General features: G+C 38.0%; 17 protein-coding genes. 6 read left to right on the top strand and 11 right to left on the bottom strand.

What is annotated here, in order from left to right; genetic code table 11:
• The first annotated feature begins 85 nt into the window (after nt 1–85).
• Complete coding sequence (locus QJV33_RS10305; RefSeq protein ID WP_281463243.1) at nt 86–514, top strand: EVE domain-containing protein; 429 nt, start codon at nt 86–88, stop codon at nt 512–514.
• Here QJV33_RS10305 and QJV33_RS10300 read toward each other — a convergent pair.
• The 4 genes from QJV33_RS10300 to QJV33_RS10285 form a co-directional block, all read right to left on the bottom strand.
• Nucleotides 447–746 (bottom strand): DNA cytosine methyltransferase, encoded by a 300-nt coding sequence (locus tag QJV33_RS10300; protein WP_281463242.1) that lies wholly within the window; start codon nt 744–746, stop codon nt 447–449. The two genes, QJV33_RS10305 and QJV33_RS10300, sit on opposite strands and share 68 nt — an antisense overlap.
• Nucleotides 747–889: 143 nt before the next feature.
• Nucleotides 890–1,786, bottom strand: a complete 897-nt coding sequence (locus tag QJV33_RS10295) for an S-methyl-5'-thioadenosine phosphorylase (protein ID WP_281463241.1) — start codon at nt 1,784–1,786, stop codon at nt 890–892.
• Nucleotides 1,776–2,552 (bottom strand): cytochrome c1, encoded by a 777-nt coding sequence (locus tag QJV33_RS10290; RefSeq protein ID WP_281463240.1) that lies wholly within the window; start codon nt 2,550–2,552, stop codon nt 1,776–1,778. The genes QJV33_RS10295 and QJV33_RS10290 overlap by 11 nt, the downstream gene beginning before the upstream one ends.
• Nucleotides 2,552–3,790, bottom strand: a complete 1,239-nt coding sequence (locus QJV33_RS10285) for a cytochrome b (RefSeq protein ID WP_281463239.1) — start codon at nt 3,788–3,790, stop codon at nt 2,552–2,554. Before QJV33_RS10285 ends, QJV33_RS10290 begins: the two co-directional genes overlap by 1 nt.
• A gap of 208 nt (nt 3,791–3,998) precedes the next feature.
• Between QJV33_RS10285 and QJV33_RS10280 the strand changes: the two genes are divergently transcribed.
• Entirely contained in the window at nt 3,999–5,072 is a 1,074-nt protein-coding gene (locus QJV33_RS10280; protein WP_281463238.1) for a type 2 periplasmic-binding domain-containing protein, read from the top strand.
• A gap of 5 nt (nt 5,073–5,077) precedes the next feature.
• Here QJV33_RS10280 and QJV33_RS10275 read toward each other — a convergent pair whose 3' ends face one another.
• From QJV33_RS10275 to QJV33_RS10255, 5 genes are all read right to left on the bottom strand, one after another.
• Complete coding sequence (locus QJV33_RS10275; RefSeq protein WP_281463237.1) at nt 5,078–5,677, bottom strand: Smr/MutS family protein; 600 nt, start codon at nt 5,675–5,677, stop codon at nt 5,078–5,080.
• 98 nt (nt 5,678–5,775) lie between these two features.
• Nucleotides 5,776–7,191, bottom strand: a complete 1,416-nt coding sequence (locus QJV33_RS10270; protein ID WP_281463236.1) for a cytochrome c peroxidase — start codon at nt 7,189–7,191, stop codon at nt 5,776–5,778.
• A gap of 90 nt (nt 7,192–7,281) precedes the next feature.
• Nucleotides 7,282–8,121 carry a DNA-methyltransferase gene (locus QJV33_RS10265; RefSeq protein ID WP_281463424.1) on the bottom strand — a complete coding sequence of 280 codons (840 nt, stop codon included), beginning with the start codon at nt 8,119–8,121 and terminating at the stop codon, nt 7,282–7,284.
• Between the two features lie 45 nt (nt 8,122–8,166).
• Nucleotides 8,167–9,360, bottom strand: coding sequence for a murein transglycosylase A (gene mltA, locus QJV33_RS10260; protein ID WP_281463235.1), 1,194 nt, complete (start codon nt 9,358–9,360; stop codon nt 8,167–8,169).
• Between the two features lie 36 nt (nt 9,361–9,396).
• Nucleotides 9,397–10,083, bottom strand: a complete 687-nt coding sequence (locus QJV33_RS10255) for a Tim44/TimA family putative adaptor protein (protein ID WP_281463234.1) — start codon at nt 10,081–10,083, stop codon at nt 9,397–9,399.
• A 205-nt stretch (nt 10,084–10,288) separates the two neighbouring features.
• Between QJV33_RS10255 and secB the strand changes: the two genes are divergently transcribed.
• Nucleotides 10,289–10,816: a protein-export chaperone SecB gene (gene secB, locus QJV33_RS10250; protein WP_281463423.1), complete on the top strand. Its 528-nt coding sequence runs from the start codon at nt 10,289–10,291 to the stop codon at nt 10,814–10,816.
• Between the two features lie 9 nt (nt 10,817–10,825).
• Here secB and QJV33_RS10245 read toward each other — a convergent pair whose 3' ends face one another.
• Nucleotides 10,826–11,575, bottom strand: coding sequence for a uroporphyrinogen-III synthase (locus QJV33_RS10245; RefSeq protein ID WP_281463233.1), 750 nt, complete (start codon nt 11,573–11,575; stop codon nt 10,826–10,828).
• Nucleotides 11,568–12,641, bottom strand: coding sequence for a hydroxymethylbilane synthase (hemC, locus tag QJV33_RS10240; RefSeq protein WP_281463232.1), 1,074 nt, complete (start codon nt 12,639–12,641; stop codon nt 11,568–11,570). Before hemC ends, QJV33_RS10245 begins: the two co-directional genes overlap by 8 nt.
• Before the next feature lie 67 nt (nt 12,642–12,708).
• On the opposite strand from hemC, the gene tsaD reads away from it, so the two are divergent.
• Genes tsaD through QJV33_RS10225 form a run of 3 tightly spaced genes read left to right on the top strand, consistent with a single transcriptional unit; the run spans nt 12,709 to nt 15,314 of the window.
• The gene (gene tsaD / locus QJV33_RS10235; RefSeq protein WP_408869679.1) at nt 12,709–13,800 is read left to right on the top strand and encodes a tRNA (adenosine(37)-N6)-threonylcarbamoyltransferase complex transferase subunit TsaD; all 1,092 of its coding nucleotides are present in this window, start codon (nt 12,709–12,711) and stop codon (nt 13,798–13,800) included.
• 10 nt (nt 13,801–13,810) lie between these two features.
• Nucleotides 13,811–14,770: an NAD(P)H-dependent glycerol-3-phosphate dehydrogenase gene (locus QJV33_RS10230; RefSeq protein ID WP_281463230.1), complete on the top strand. Its 960-nt coding sequence runs from the start codon at nt 13,811–13,813 to the stop codon at nt 14,768–14,770.
• A gap of 52 nt (nt 14,771–14,822) precedes the next feature.
• The gene (locus QJV33_RS10225) at nt 14,823–15,314 is read left to right on the top strand and encodes a glutathione peroxidase (RefSeq protein ID WP_281463229.1); all 492 of its coding nucleotides are present in this window, start codon (nt 14,823–14,825) and stop codon (nt 15,312–15,314) included.
• Nucleotides 15,315–15,316: the final 2 nt, after the last annotated feature.

The raw sequence follows: 15,316 nt of genomic DNA, 5'->3' as shown, positions 1-15,316 counted from the left end.
TCACCTTATTTTTTCCTTATTTTTTTCTATAAAGTTATATATTCAAATGACGTCACATATACATTAAAGAATTAAGGACAAAATAATGAATTATTGGTTGATCAAATCAGAACCTGATGCATATTCTTGGCAAGAACAGTTAAAGAATAATATCGAACCGTGGACAGGCATACGTAATCATCAAGCTAAGAAGAACTTACAATCCATGAAAATTGGCGATTTAGCCTTCTTTTATCATTCTAATGTGGGTAAAGAAATTGTAGGTATTGTCCGCATCGTCAAAGAATATTATCCAGACCCTACCGATCCAGATCACAAATGGTCTTGCGTTGATGTACAAACGGTATGTTCGGTTCCTGTTCCGATCACATTAAAACAAATCAAAACAATTCCCGAACTACAAGAAATCAGCCTTATTAAACAATCTCGCCTATCCGTCATGCCCATTACAGCCGAGCATTGGCAATTACTCTGTCAATTGGGGCAGGTTTCAAGTCATGACATAGAAAAATAAAATCATCTGAAAAAGTTTGAACTTTGGCACATTCTCTGACTGTCATACGTCTATATTCGTGGCCTTTGATAAATTCAAATTGATCTGTTGCAACTTTTACCATCTTTGGAGCCTGCGGATAAATAGAATCGTGCCTGCGCCCTGCCAGTATCGTAAAAGAGGTTTCATTCCAAGACATAAAACCTATTATGTAAAGCATATCTTTGACTTGCCATTGACTATCCTCTGGCAAATCAACATCTAATTCACAATTAACACAATGACTTGTTATCAGAGGGTCATCTCGATAAAAATAATCTTTAGGTGTACGAATTGATCGCGTTGTTTACAGTGGTATGGAATATTACTGTAAACAACGCGATTAATTCCTACAAACTATAAAACGCGCCCAGCAATCAATTTTAATTTTTCAATCATTTTAGGATCACGCTTCTGAGGAGCGGTAATTAACGCATGTTCCAAAGCATGGTCACAGCCAGCTGCACAACTTGGTCTTTGCTTTCCCAAATTAGGAATAATTTTTTCCACCAAAGCACGGGCATTGCTGGCATTCGCAGTTAAAGTTTTAATTACAGCCTCTACACTGACGGCATCGTGATCTTCGTGCCAACAATCATAATCTGTCACCATTGCTACAGTTGCATAACAAATTTCAGCTTCACGAGCTAAGGCAGCTTCTGGCATATTGGTCATTCCAATAACAGAAGCTCCCCATGAACGATAAAGATTACTTTCTGCACGAGTAGAGAATTGAGGACCTTCCATCACAAGATAAGTGCCACCTTTAACAACAGATAACCCTAACTCTTTGGCATTATCATATAAAATTTGCCCAATTCTATTACAAAAAGGATCAGCCAAAGACACATGGGCAACACATCCTGTGCCAAAAAAACTTTTATCTCTTAACCGTGTGCGATCAATAACTTGATCCACAACCACAAATGTTCCAGGAGGCAATTCTTCTTTTAACGAACCCACCGCAGACACAGAAATAATATCCGTGACACCTAATGTCTTCATTGCGGCAATATTTGCTTTATAATTTACCTCGGTTGGAGAAATCACATGCCCACGACCATGACGAGGTAAAAAGACACAAGAAACACCTTCAAGATTCCCCGTCAATAATTCATCTGATGGATCGCCCCAAGGGGTTTCGACTTTGACCCATTTTTGATCGGTTAATCCAGAGATATCATAAAGACCAGAACCCCCAATAATCCCAATAACTGGATACGCATGGGTAGAAGATGTATGTTTATTTGACATTTGACCAAACTTTTCTTTTCACAAGCAGTGTTAAAATAGCAATAAAGGCAAGATAAATCATTACCATGATGCCGATACGATGACGTTCTATCAGATGTGGATGGGCTGTCCAACTTAAAAATGTTGTTACATCTTTGGCTTGTTGCTCTATGGTTGCGGGTGTGCCACCAGGATATTTTACACCATCCTTGATTAATGGCGAACGCATTGCGATTTGATGATTAGGGAAATATCGATTATAAACCATCCCTTCTTGATCTGGTTTAAAACCAGCTGGAGGATTTTGATATCCCATTAAAATCGCCATAATATAATCAGCCTGTTTCCTCAGTCCCTGACCATAGCGAGAAAAATCCAAAGGTACTTTCCCTGCATTCACTGATTTAGCCATTAATTGGTTTGAATAAGGTGCAGGCAAATAATCTACCACTGTGGCTGGACGATATCGATCCTTACCAGATGCGTCTTTACCGTCCAATACCTGATCTGTTTTTGCAATTTTATCAATTTGATCGAGCGTTAACCCCATTTGTTGTAAATCAGCATAACGCATATATTGCACAGAGTGACAGGACGCACAAGCCTTACGATATACCAAATATCCTCTTTGCACGCTGGGTAAATCATACGTACCAAATAATCCTGTAAAGCTCCATGGATATTGTTTATATGCAGGCTTGTCTTTTGCATAACAAGCCATAGAAACCGATGACAACATCAGCATCATACAAACTAACAACCATATATTCTTTACAATTTTCATCATTATTGATGCCCCTTCTCTTCCAACAAAGAAGTAGGAAGCATTCTTTTAAGTTCAAACCGTGCTGACAAAGGTAAAATAACTAAAAAATGAGCATAATAATATAATAATGCCAATCTCCCCAACCATATTAATCCCGTATGTGTATGATATTTTCCAACAATCCCTAATATCACGAATACAATGAATAAAACCAATAATGCTATTCGATATAAAGGACGGTAATTAGCCGATTTAATAGGGGATCTATCCAACCAAGGCACAACAAACAAAATGAGCAATGAACCTACTGACAATAACAACCCAAGAAATTTAAACGGAATAATCTGTAAAATCCCATAAAACGGCAAGAAATACCACTCAGGTGCGATACTTGCTGGTGTTTCCAAAGGATTGGCAGGCGTATAATTTTCGTTATTCGTTAATAAATCAGGAAAAAAGAAAGCCAATAACACAAGTAATATGATTGCACCAACAATCACCACACCATCCTTTGCCACATAGTAAGGAAAAAAAGATAACGTTTCTTCTTTTGTTTTAGGTTCTATTCCTTTGGGATTATTAGACTTCACAACATGCAAACAAATGACATGAATCAATACGACACCAATAATCAAAAAGGCCATTGCAAAATGTAATACAAAATATCGATGTAGCGTTAAGTCGTTCGGAGAACTGCCACCCATTAACCAATGAGCCAACCCCTCACCGATTAAAGGTATAGAGGAAATCGCTTGGATAACAACATTTGCAGCCCAATAAGACATCTGCCCCCAAGGCAAGATATATCCTGCAAATGCTGTCATCATCACCATTAACATTAAAACCAAGCCAGACAACCATACAAGCTCTCTGGGACTTTTATAGGAGCCGTAATAAAGCCCTCTGAAAATATGTAAATATAAAAATGCAAGGAACAAATTCGACCCTGCCATATGCAACGATCGTAATAACCACCCACTTGCTACGCGCCTTTCAATCATTTCAATCGAAGCAAATGCTCCATCGGCAGAGGGTGTATAAGATAGTGCCAAAAATATGCCTGTTGCCAACATCAATAGTAAAACAACACATAAAACCGCACCAAATGCCCACCAAATATTTAAATTGCAAGGCATGGGAAACTGAGTATATTCACGTTGAAATGTTGAAAATATAGGAAATCTTTTCTCAATCCATTCAGAAATTGTTTGTTTCTTAGAAGAAACTTGATCTGGATGAAGTTTGGGGGCTTGTGTCATTACAACCGCTTTATATCAAAGATAGATTACATAGGACTCATTCTATTCATAAAACCATAATTTTAAAATAGTTTTGCCTTTAAATTGCTATATTTATATGAAAAATTAAATCAATTGAAAAAAAACTTTAAACGTGAGTTAAAATCTTTCATAATAATAAGCTTCTTTCTCTTTTTCCATTTTTATAAAACAAGAAACAATAAACGAAATGCCTTTACCGGTAACAAAACGCCAATTTTTTCGTATCCTCTCCCTCGCTGGAGCAAGTTTAACTGTATCTGCATTAACCGTAAATGCAGATGAAGTCATGCCCATGGCACCCATACAAACCCCTAAAGGAAATAACAATTTTTCTTTTATCGTCGGAGGATCGGAGACAAGTAATATTGGAGAATGGGCATCACACCTTTCATCGGCATTTACGTCAAGCCTGCAAGACGATGTTCCTGTACCTATACGATATACAACAGGACATGATGGAATTACTGGGGCAAATCTGTTTGACTCACGAATAGTGCCAGACGGTCATACAGCATTTTTAACCTCTGGAAATCCGTTTATTGCTTCTATGTCAGGGGATAAACGTGTTCATTATGATTTCGAAAGATGGATTCCGATATTAAGCAGCCTATCCCCATCTATTACAATTGCACGTCAACCGTTTCATAATTCTATTCCTGATCTTCTTAAAAACAGATCTATGAAAGTTGCTGTATCCTCTATTATTGGCAAGGAACTTCCAACATTGCTTGGTATTGAACTTCTGAAGATCAATACAATCCCAGTTGAAGGGTTAACTGATTTCCAAACTGCTATTCAAGCATTAAAAAAGGGGGATATTGATGTTTTACAGCTCAGCACCCCAGAAGCATTCGCCGCCTTGCCCAGCTTGCTCAAACAGGGGTTACATACATTTTTCTCACTTGATGAAACGACAACTTACGGTCCTCGTTTTAGCGATTTATATCATCAATTACCCCATTATAAAACAGACAATACATTATTCGATGCATGGAACGCACTGGCACTCGCTTCAAGAATGAACGTCTCTATTATGTTACCTATGCTGACCTCTTCTGCACTCGTGGCAAAATGGCGTTTAAATACCAGTAAAATTTTAAAAGATGAGCAAATTATTACTTTCGCCAAAAATAATAATGTTACGTTACAAGATAACTCTGTTTGTATTGATACAATCAGCAAAATGTGTCCACCCATTATTACAACAATGGCCTTGCAACGATGGCTTAATGCGAAAAGTATAAAATGGTCACATAATTAAGGGAATTAACGATTACGTCTTAACAATACTCTAACGGCACCCCCATTCCATTGAGCTGGATAAGTCGTTCCTAAAATCAGAGCTTGGATGGCGGGACGGTTTAACCAATAAGGAAGTTCTCTTTTTAAAATCCCGCCTTCTTTATATCCAGTGCCAATGCCTGTAATAATTTCTACACAACGAATGTTATTTCGTTGTGATCGAATTAGAAACTCTTCTAAAACAAAAAAAGCACGCTGCGCGGTATATCCATGTAAATCGAGAATTTTTTCGGGCTGCATGTGTCCTTTATGCAGTTTTTTCCATGTATTTGTATCTAAACCAGCTTGCTTTTCCCCGATCTTTATAAAAGGTTTCTGCTCAAGTGGTTGTTCCTGTTTTTTCTTAAAGAGCTTATAATATTGGATAAAATTTTCGGTTTGCACCAATCTTTGTGATCTTGTTATATTTCCTAAGAGCTTCTTATGATTATCAGGTCGTTCATCAAAAGCAATTTTAACCATCGGTAACTCGCGTGGCTTATTTTGATGAATTCCCTTGATCTGATTGGCAAACTGATCCCATAAAGATTGCTCTTCTTTATTTAATTGTCGTCCTCTTGCCAATTTTTTTACCCTTAACTATCAAACTGAACTTATACAATAAAAAACCTTTCACCAGAAAACCAGTGAAAGGTTAAAAGATTCTCAATAATCTTTATATATTACGGTGCTAGCTTATCAATAGATTGACCTTGATATTTTCCAGTCAATGTTTTTAAGAAAGCAACAATATCATTAACCTCTTGATCTGATAATTTATGATAAGGTGTTTGATATTTCAACATTTTTTCAACCGCTTCTTTAAGCGTCTTGACACTGCCATCATGGAAATAAGGACCTGTCAACGCAATATTGCGCAGTAAAGGCACTTTGAATCTATGTTTATCTGACTCTTGATGGGTCACATTAAAACGCCCCATATCAGCATCCGTTAATTTATCACCACGGTCTGTAAAATAGTCCTCTTGCAACCCAAGTTCCTCATAAGCTGCACCACCAAGCGCAACACCATTATGACAACTTGCACAACCATTTTCTTTAAACAATTGATACCCACGCTTTTCCTGTGCATTAATCGCACCGTCTACGCCTTTTAAATACATATCAAAAGGACTGTCAGGCGTAATTAATGTTTTTTCATAAGCACCAATGGCATCAGTAATAGTTTTTTTATCAATTGTTGGGCTGCCAAACGCTTCGGAGAAATCTTTTTCATAAGAAGGTTCTTGGCGTAATTTTGTCACGACATCTTCCCAAGTTTTAGAACCCATTTCCAATGGATTCATCACAGGACCTCCGGCTTGATCTTCTAGATCAACAGCACGACCATCCCAAAACTGACTATGGTTAAAAACAGCATTGTAAACTGTTGGCACGTTAATCGGACCTTTTTGCCCATAAATACCCGTAGCCGTAACCAACCCGTCTACACCACCTTTTTGGAGGTCATGGCAAGAGGCACAACTTAATGTGTTATCACCAGACAATCTTTTTTCAAAAAATAATTTTTTACCCAAAGCAACAACTTTAGGATCAACAGGCAAAGATTCTGGAACAGGTTGTACAGGCTCACCAGCAAAACGCTCTGCGACACCTTGAGTGGCATAATATTTTTTACGTTCTTGTTGAACCCATTTAACAACATCATCACGTTGTTGTTCTGAAAGACGAGAATGCCAATGCATTAACAAATACAATGAAGGAGGCATCAAATTACGTTGCATCACAAATTCTATACGAGATAACGCAACCAAACCAACGGGTTTACCCTCATCCATCGCTGCAATCACAGGTTCCATACGGAAATTTTTAAGACCTTTAAGACGATCTTTTTCCATTAAACTGCTTGCAATTGGCAGTTTAAAATAAAATGGCAAATCTACTTTTTCAGAGTGACAATAATCGCAACGTGCTTCTTTCAAAACATCAAAAGCAACCATTGCCAAAGCATCTTTACGTGAAGGCGAGTTTTCTGCCAATACAGGGGCGGTTTTATGATCGAACCCATTTAAATACCAAACGGTTCCACCATACACCACTGCCCCAAGAACAATAATGGCTAAGATCAGTTTTTTCATAATCAGCTTTCTAACTAATATCTAAAACTTATTTATAAGTTATTTAATTGGTGCAGATATTATCAAAAGTAAGGATAAAAGCCTATTATTTTATATTTTTGAACCTTGTTCACCTTTTGAGTGTAACATTTTTACTCTTTCTTTGGCAATTTTGACATAATTTTTATCAATATCAATTCCGATCCCTCGTCCTCCGACTTTATGGGCTGCCAACAATGTCGTTCCCGTTCCCATAAAAGGATCAACAACCACAGGTTCAGAGACACCGTGCAATTTTAAGCACATTTCAGGCAATGCCTCTGGAAAAGTACCAGGATGATTGAATTTTTCTGATTTCTTTCTTACCGTATTATAAGGTATAAACCAGACATCACCTCGGCAACGCAGATCATGAGAATGTGCTCTACGTTTAATATTTGTCTTGTCTTTATAAGGAACCCCAACATTTAAACGTTGCAAAGCAACTTTGCCTGTTTTGGTTAAATGAAACAAATATTCATGATTACGATGAAGAAAACGATTGCTGACAACTGGTTTGAAATGCCCGTGACTATCATTGCCAATCGAAATTGATTTAATCCATTCAATATGATTTTGTAAAAAGAAATGCTGTCTTAATCGGGTCATTAATTCAAAGGGCAACCAAGGATAAGAAGATGATCCTGCAATATTTAAGAAAAATGACCCCTCTTTTTTCATGATCCTTTTAATTTCAATACATATTGTTTCAAGCCAGTCCAGATACTCTATTTCTTCTTTTTGATCTTTATAAGCACTATAGGCAATTCCCAGATTATAAGGGGGTGACGTAATAAATACATCAACGGACGCATCATCCATTTTTTGCAAAACAGATAAACAATCGCCACGCACTAATGTATGTCTGCCGACCTTGAAACTATAAGGTCGAGAAGTTTCCTCCTCGACCATTATATCAATTTTTTTTCTTTTTTTAGAAGACACCCTAGATCCTTATCATTGGGCAGAAGATTGTTGTTCTAAACGACGCGGTAGCAATACAAAAACTTTTCCACGTTCATTCATCAATCCTGCATACCACCCTGCTTGAGCACCCCAACCCGTAAATAAATCAACACGATTCATTCCCGTGATGCCCCCACCAACATCTTGTGCAAAGACCATATGCTTCCAAGGATATCTAACCAAACTATCTTTTTGATTCTTAGCAGGACTTGGCATTGTTGTTTCCAACCATAAAGGCACTCCAAGTGGGATCCATTGCTTATCTACAGCAACAGACCGACCCGCCGTTAGTGGCGCACCCAATGTCCCAATAGGTCCTGTATCTTGGTTTTGGTCAGTTAAACGACGAAAGAAAACATAATTTTTATTTTGTTCCATCAAAGATACAGCTTGTTCAGGATGACTATGCAACCATGCCCTTACAGAATGCATATTAATCAATTGAGCATCCATTAATCCTTGGTCAATCATTAATCGACCTAAAGCTGTATAAGGTTGACCATTTTTACCCGCATAGCCTAAACGCAAAATTTGACCGTCAGGTAATAAAATCCTCCCAGACCCTTGAATTTGCATGAAAAATAAATCAACAGGATCTTTTACCCAAGCAATTTCCAATCCTTTACCACTTAAAGCACCTTGGTCAATTTGTGCACGGGTATAATATGGAACGAATAAACCGTTTTGTATAAAGCCATATTCAACCTGTCCGTCTGTTTTTTTTCTGGCAATCAGATCACTTGGCTTTCCATAAACAGGCACTTGATAGACATCAGTACGCACGGCTGACCCTTCAACATCAGGCTCATAATATCCCGTCACTTTGCCTGTTGTGCCATTCATCGTATATTGATAGGGCTGTAACCATGTTTCAAAGAACTGTTTGGCTTGAACGGGATCAGCAACATTTACGGCATTGGCAGCATTACAAGATTGCAACCAGTCTTGTGCTTGACCACCGAATAATCCGTGAACACCGCCTAAATGTCTGTTTGAAGGCAATTTTTCCAAATATTGACAATTCTGGCGAAATAACGTTAATAATTGACCATAATCCTCTTTATCCCAACCCGATAAATTCTGATAAGAAACAGGATAAAAATCAGAAAGGTTTTCTTGTGTTTGAACACAAGCCGCAAGACCACCTGCCAATAAAATAGTACAAAAACGAAGAACAGACTTCATAATATCCCTATCAACATTTGTATAATGATGTAATGATTATTTGCCACTGCGTGCAGATTTTAAACGCCAAGAAATTCCTTGGTTACCCGTTCCTAATAAACGTTCGAACGTCCAATAATCAATAAATTCAGTTACTGATTCTGTTCCTATAACAGGATTATTTTCTTTATCAAAGGTACAGTTAATTTGATTAGAAATAAACTGCACTTCTATCATCGCACGATTAATGGATTGATCTTCAATCAACTGCACTTTTGTGATTGTAATAGAATGAATAGATCTAATCTCAATAGTTAATTTTTCTTGTAAATTTTTTCGTGCAATGATAGCCGATTCAAATGCGTTATAAGCATCGGGTACTAACATAGATTTTAATACAGTTAAATCTTCATTGGCAAAAGCTGTTAATACTTTACGAAAAACAACTTCAGAACCTTCAATAAATTTTTGCGTGACGAAAGTAGAATCCAATTGTGATATTCTATTTAATAATTGCCCAGCTTCTGTGTCAGAGGCGGGAATATTAATCTCCACCTTGGGTTCCACAGGTTTATCTTGATTGTTATTAATAATCTGTGACCGGTTAACAGCATCATTCGAAAGTGGCACAACCCGATCTTCTTTGTTCAAACCTGTCTTTTTCCCCAAGACACTACGCAATCGCAGAATCAAAAACCCTGCCAGCAAAGCAAAAATTACGATATCTATTGGAAAATTAGCCATCGAAAAACCCATTTTATACCTGTTAACCTAATAAAATTTTTCTTAAAAAAGAAATGTTAATCCGTAACCCATACTAACAATATATTTATCTTTTGTCACATTACAAAAAATATTTACTTTAATTTTATCATTTCAAAAATTCATGGTATAATTACCTAAAATAAACTATTTTTAAACAAACAAATATTTAATTTAAAGGCTCATGATGTCTGATACAATGAATAATCTCTCTGATTCTCATTTAGAAGAAGCTCCACCCCCTCTCCCATTAACACTAAATATACAATTTACAAAAGATTTATCTTTTGAAGTGCCACATGGGGCATCTATTTTTGCAACATTAGAAGACACGCCTCAAATTTCTGTTGCAATTGATGCCAATGCAAATCGCCTTAGCGAAGAAAATGTTTATGAAGTCAGCTTAACATTAAAAGTTGAAGCAACAGAATCTGAAAGAGAAGATAAAGCACAGCCACGTACCGTATTCGTTACTGAACTGGTCTATTGTGCAGTTGTTTCTTTAAACAACCCTCCAGAAGAATTAATCGAGCCTATTTTATTAGTAGAAGTTCCTCGCCTTATTTTCCCTTATGCACGTAACATTATTGGCGATGTCACAAGAGACGGTGGCTTCCCACCAGTTATTTTACAGCCAATTGATTTTGTTTCTTTATGGCAAAATAAACAAGCGCAACAAGCTGCACAAACACAAACCGAAGCTGGTCACGCTTAATTCATGAAACTAGGAATGCTCTTTTAACAAACAGAGCATTTCTTCTGTATTTGGATTGGCAGCAATTTCAATAGAGCGCCAAGATATTTGTTCCAAATATTTTCTTGTCTTAGCACTAATCCCTATCGCTTGAATTGACTTAAAATAACAATGCAACGCTGTTGGAATCAATTCTATAAAAAAACGTGCTGTTTCAGACGAAAAAAATAAAACACTATTTATTGTCTGTAATTTTAATTGCTGCGTGAATTCTTCTGATAATTGTTGAATAGGTTCGGTTCTATAAACAGCATGCTGAACAACCTCAAACCCTGATTTTTGCAATAACCCAAATAATACTTGCCCTTGTCCCAAAGCAGAAGGAAAAAATAATTTCCCTTTATCGGGAGATAAGTGCTGTTTAATTAAATCAGCCAAAGCAACCGCATCTTTCCCTGCACTGATAACATGAACAAAACCTGCCTGTTTAGCATCCTGTGCAGTAATATCCCCCACTGTAAAAACTGGAATATTTTGATAAATGATATTCTGTTTTATGTAATGTTCTACAGTCGGGATAATTGCTTGACGGCTGGTAAAAATAATCGCTTGTAAATCGTCCATATCAAGACATTCAAAAGGCACTGTATGTATTTTCATCACAGGCATCAACAAAGGATGCCAGCCCAATTGGCTGATTTTTTGTGCTGTTTCACTTAATCCTGGTTCAGGTCTTGTGATGACAAGGTATGGCTTCGAAAAAACGTGCTTTTTATTCATTAAAAATATCAGCTGGACTATCTTTGCGTAGTTCTTTTCCGAGCTCTCGCCCTAATAATTCTGCATCGTCAGGGGAACCACTAATTTCTTTTTTCAATAAGAATGAACCATCTTCACTGGCAACCAAACCGACTAAATGTAATTCAGGATCTCCACCTGCCACAACAGGTAATAATTGAGCATATCCCCCAATCGGAGTACGACAAGAACCATCTAACTCCGCCAATAAAGCCCGTTCTGCGGTTGAGACTGCCTTTGCTTCTTTATCTTCGATCGCTGATAACATTTCCCTAAGCTCCACATCAGCCTCACGGACGGTAACACCCACAATCCCTTGCCCAGCTGCTGGCACCATGATAGAAGAATCAAGGATAACATCAATACGATCTTCCATGCCCAACCGTTGTAATCCTGCTGCTGCTAAAAAGGTTGCATCATATTTATTAGCTGTCACTTGATCCAAACGAGATTGCACATTGCCACGTAGTAATGCAATTTCCAAATCTGGACGCATATGTAATAATTGAGCTTGCCTACGTACTGATGAAGTTCCTATTTTTGCACCTTGAGGTAAACAATCAAAAGGATAATCATGGTCAACAGGGCGATATTTTGCATTCACAATCAATGCATCCCGAGCATCTTGACGTTTTAATGTGCAAGCCAAGACCAATCCATCAGGCAAGGTTGTTTCTAAATCTTTTAAACTATGAACGGCAAAATCAATATTACCAGCACTTAATTGCTCGTGGATTTCTTTTGAAAATAGACCTTTACCACCAATCTCTGCCAAACGACGATCTTGGATTTTATCGCCAGACGTCTTGATTTGAAATTCTTGAAAAGCACCCAACTCACGTAATAAGGGACAAAATTGTGTCAATCTAGTCAGAAAATTACGAGTCTGTACGAGCGCGAGCGGAGATCCCCTTGTGCCTACTCTCAATGGCAGTCCCCTTCTCTTATAAGCATCATGATGATCCTGCAACCCTTTGTTTGATGCTTTTGCTGCAACTTCTTGCAAAGCAGAGTTAGAAGAAATATGTAATACTGTATCCGTGCTCATTGTAAGATAAACTTTATTCTTTGATCGTGACTGTAATTAACTAAAGAAATGCATTATTATGCCATCCATACACCAAACTAAGATAAAAACAAATAAGAACCTGACAATTCTATCAATAGAATCATCATGTGATGATACGGCATGTGCTGTGGTACGGTCTGATGGCACGGTGCTGGCTGAGCAAATTTACTCTCAAAAAGAACATGTTCAATTCGGTGGTGTTGTGCCAGAAATTGCAGCCAGAGCACATCTTTCTCATTTATCGACATTGGTTAAAAAGACACTGACCCAAGCACAAATAGAATGGGAGGAAATTGATGCCATCGCAGCAACTTGTGGCCCTGGTCTGATTGGCGGAGTCATCGTCGGCAGCAGCTTTGCCAAAGGATTGGCTTTGGCTCAAAATAAAAAATTTATCGGTATAAATCATATCGAAGCGCACGCGTTGACCGTTCGCATCCCAAATATTTCCCCATTGCAAGTTAATTTTCCTTATCTGTTGTTCCTTACCTCTGGTGGACATTGCCAATGTATTCATGTCACCAATGTTGGAGAATATCATCGGCTTGGCGGAACAATTGACGATGCTGCGGGCGAGGCTTTTGATAAAGTTGCTAAAATGTTAGGGCTTTCTTGGCCTGGGGGGCCTGCGTTGGAAGCTTTGGCAAAAGAAGGTGACGAAAATGCATTTACCTTGCCACGCCCTTTATATGGCAGAGCTGGATGTGATTTGTCATTCTCAGGATTAAAAACAGCCGTTGCTAATTTACTGACTGATTATGAAAATACAGATACTTTACCAAGGCAACTTGCTGCCGATATCGCCGCCAGCTTTCAAAAAGCCATCACGACCGCTATTATCAATCGTTTAGAAAACGCGATCAAAATGGCTCCCGATAGCACATTATTAGCCACCGCTGGTGGGGTTGCTGCGAATCAATATCTTAGAAAACATCTATTATCATTAGCGGAGAAATATAATCTCCCTTTTATTGCCCCACCCATGAATTATTGTACAGATAACGCAGTTATGATTGGTTGGGCAGCCATAGAAATATTGCATCAAGCAGCAAATAGCCATAAAATCATTGATGATATTTCACTATTACCGCGCCCACGTTGGCCTTTATCTGAAATGTCTGAACGGTTTGAAAATTAAAGGATAAATAATGCCCATAAATATTGCTGTAATTGGTGCTGGCGCCTGGGGAATAGCACTTTCCTTACAAATAGCGAGAGCAGGAGCCAATGTTTATTTATGGAGCCGCAAAGAATTACCTAATCCAACCAACCAAACCCTATCGCGCCTTGACTGTGTTCCCATACCTAAAACCATTACTGTAAGCAATCAATTCCCCACGCAAGCTGATATTATATTTTTGGCTGTACCGTTACAATATATGCGTTCTATTTTGCCCTATGTGCCACCAACAGCCCCTCTTATTGCATGTTGTAAAGGTGTGGAAACAACCAGCTTAAAATTCCCTCTTGAAATATTAGAAGAGATTTATCCCAAACGAGAACATGGAGCTTTATCAGGTCCCAATTTTGCCCATGAAGTCGCCAAAAGCTATCCTACGGCCAGTGTCATTGCTTCAAAAAATGCCGAACTCGCACAAGAATTGGCAAATAAATTATCAACCTCTAATTTTCGTTTATATGCAAATACAGATCCTATAGGTGTCGAAATTGGTGGTGCTGCTAAAAATGTTTTTGCAATTGCAGCAGGAATGGCAATGGGTGCAGGACTTGGCGAAAATGCCAGAGCATCTATTATCACCCGTGGAATTGCCGAATTATCTCGTCTCAGCACAGGATTAGGTGGAGAACCTATGACCCTGTCAGGACTGGCAGGCGTGGGCGATATGATCCTAACCTGCACTGGACAAGGATCAAGAAACTACTCTTTGGGTTTTGAACTGGGGCAAGGAAAAAAACTCCAAGATATTCTGGCACAGCGTACAACCGTAACAGAAGGAGTTGCCACAGCACCCGCTCTTTTTCAAAGAGCCAAGCAACATCATGTCAATACGCCTATTATCGAAGCCGTCACCCATATTTTAAACGGAAATATGACCATCCAAACAGCACAAAATATTTTAATGTCTAGACCTCTAGGCAATGAATAAAATCTATTTATACTAAATTTATTCAATATCGTTGATTTACCAAGGAATCAAAATGACTGAACAAACTGTTTATGACTTTACCCTTCCAATACAATCAGGAGAAACGATTAATTTGAATGATTATCGAGGCAAACCTTTGTTAATCGTCAATACTGCCTCACATTGTAAATTCACCCCACAATATGAAAGCCTGCAAGATTTATGGATGTTATATCGCCAATGGGGGCTAACAATCATTGGTATTCCTTCAGCCGATTTTGGAAAACAAGAGTTTGATAGCAATGAAGAAATTCAGCATTTTTGTAATAATCGTTACAATATTGGCTTTCTTTTGGCCGAAAAAAGCCATGTAAAAGGAAAAAATGCCATCCCTTTATTTAAATGGCTAGCAAAACAAGGCGGATTTTTAGGACGCCCAAGATGGAATTTTTATAAATATATTTTAAATCGCCAAGGAAAATTATATAAATCCTTTTCCAGTATAACCAGCCCTTCTTCTAAACGGTTTATCAATGCTGTGGAAAGAGCTTGTTATGATTTTTAAAA

Source organism: Commensalibacter nepenthis (genome assembly GCF_029953305.1).
GTDB classification, from domain to species: domain Bacteria; phylum Pseudomonadota; class Alphaproteobacteria; order Acetobacterales; family Acetobacteraceae; genus Commensalibacter; species Commensalibacter nepenthis.
Note: the sequence above shows the minus strand (reverse complement) of the source record. Positions and strands in the feature narration are given on the sequence as shown.

Excerpts from the sequence above, each read along its gene's own strand:
- QJV33_RS10305 (WP_281463243.1), top strand. The coding sequence starts at position 86 with ATGAATTATTGGTTGATCAAATCAGAACCTGATGCATATTCTTGGCAA.
- QJV33_RS10295 (WP_281463241.1), bottom strand. The coding sequence starts at position 1,786 with ATGTCAAATAAACATACATCTTCTACCCATGCGTATCCAGTTATTGGG.
- QJV33_RS10290 (WP_281463240.1), bottom strand. The coding sequence starts at position 2,552 with ATGATGAAAATTGTAAAGAATATATGGTTGTTAGTTTGTATGATGCTG.
- QJV33_RS10285 (WP_281463239.1), bottom strand. The coding sequence starts at position 3,790 with ATGACACAAGCCCCCAAACTTCATCCAGATCAAGTTTCTTCTAAGAAA.
- QJV33_RS10280 (WP_281463238.1), top strand. The coding sequence starts at position 3,999 with ATGCCTTTACCGGTAACAAAACGCCAATTTTTTCGTATCCTCTCCCTC.
- QJV33_RS10270 (WP_281463236.1), bottom strand. The coding sequence starts at position 7,191 with ATGAAAAAACTGATCTTAGCCATTATTGTTCTTGGGGCAGTGGTGTAT.
- QJV33_RS10265 (WP_281463424.1), bottom strand. The coding sequence starts at position 8,121 with ATGGTCGAGGAGGAAACTTCTCGACCTTATAGTTTCAAGGTCGGCAGA.
- mltA (WP_281463235.1), bottom strand. The coding sequence starts at position 9,360 with ATGAAGTCTGTTCTTCGTTTTTGTACTATTTTATTGGCAGGTGGTCTT.
- QJV33_RS10255 (WP_281463234.1), bottom strand. The coding sequence starts at position 10,083 with ATGGCTAATTTTCCAATAGATATCGTAATTTTTGCTTTGCTGGCAGGG.
- secB (WP_281463423.1), top strand. The coding sequence starts at position 10,289 with ATGTCTGATACAATGAATAATCTCTCTGATTCTCATTTAGAAGAAGCT.
- QJV33_RS10245 (WP_281463233.1), bottom strand. The coding sequence starts at position 11,575 with ATGAATAAAAAGCACGTTTTTTCGAAGCCATACCTTGTCATCACAAGA.
- hemC (WP_281463232.1), bottom strand. The coding sequence starts at position 12,641 with ATGAGCACGGATACAGTATTACATATTTCTTCTAACTCTGCTTTGCAA.
- QJV33_RS10230 (WP_281463230.1), top strand. The coding sequence starts at position 13,811 with ATGCCCATAAATATTGCTGTAATTGGTGCTGGCGCCTGGGGAATAGCA.
- QJV33_RS10225 (WP_281463229.1), top strand. The coding sequence starts at position 14,823 with ATGACTGAACAAACTGTTTATGACTTTACCCTTCCAATACAATCAGGA.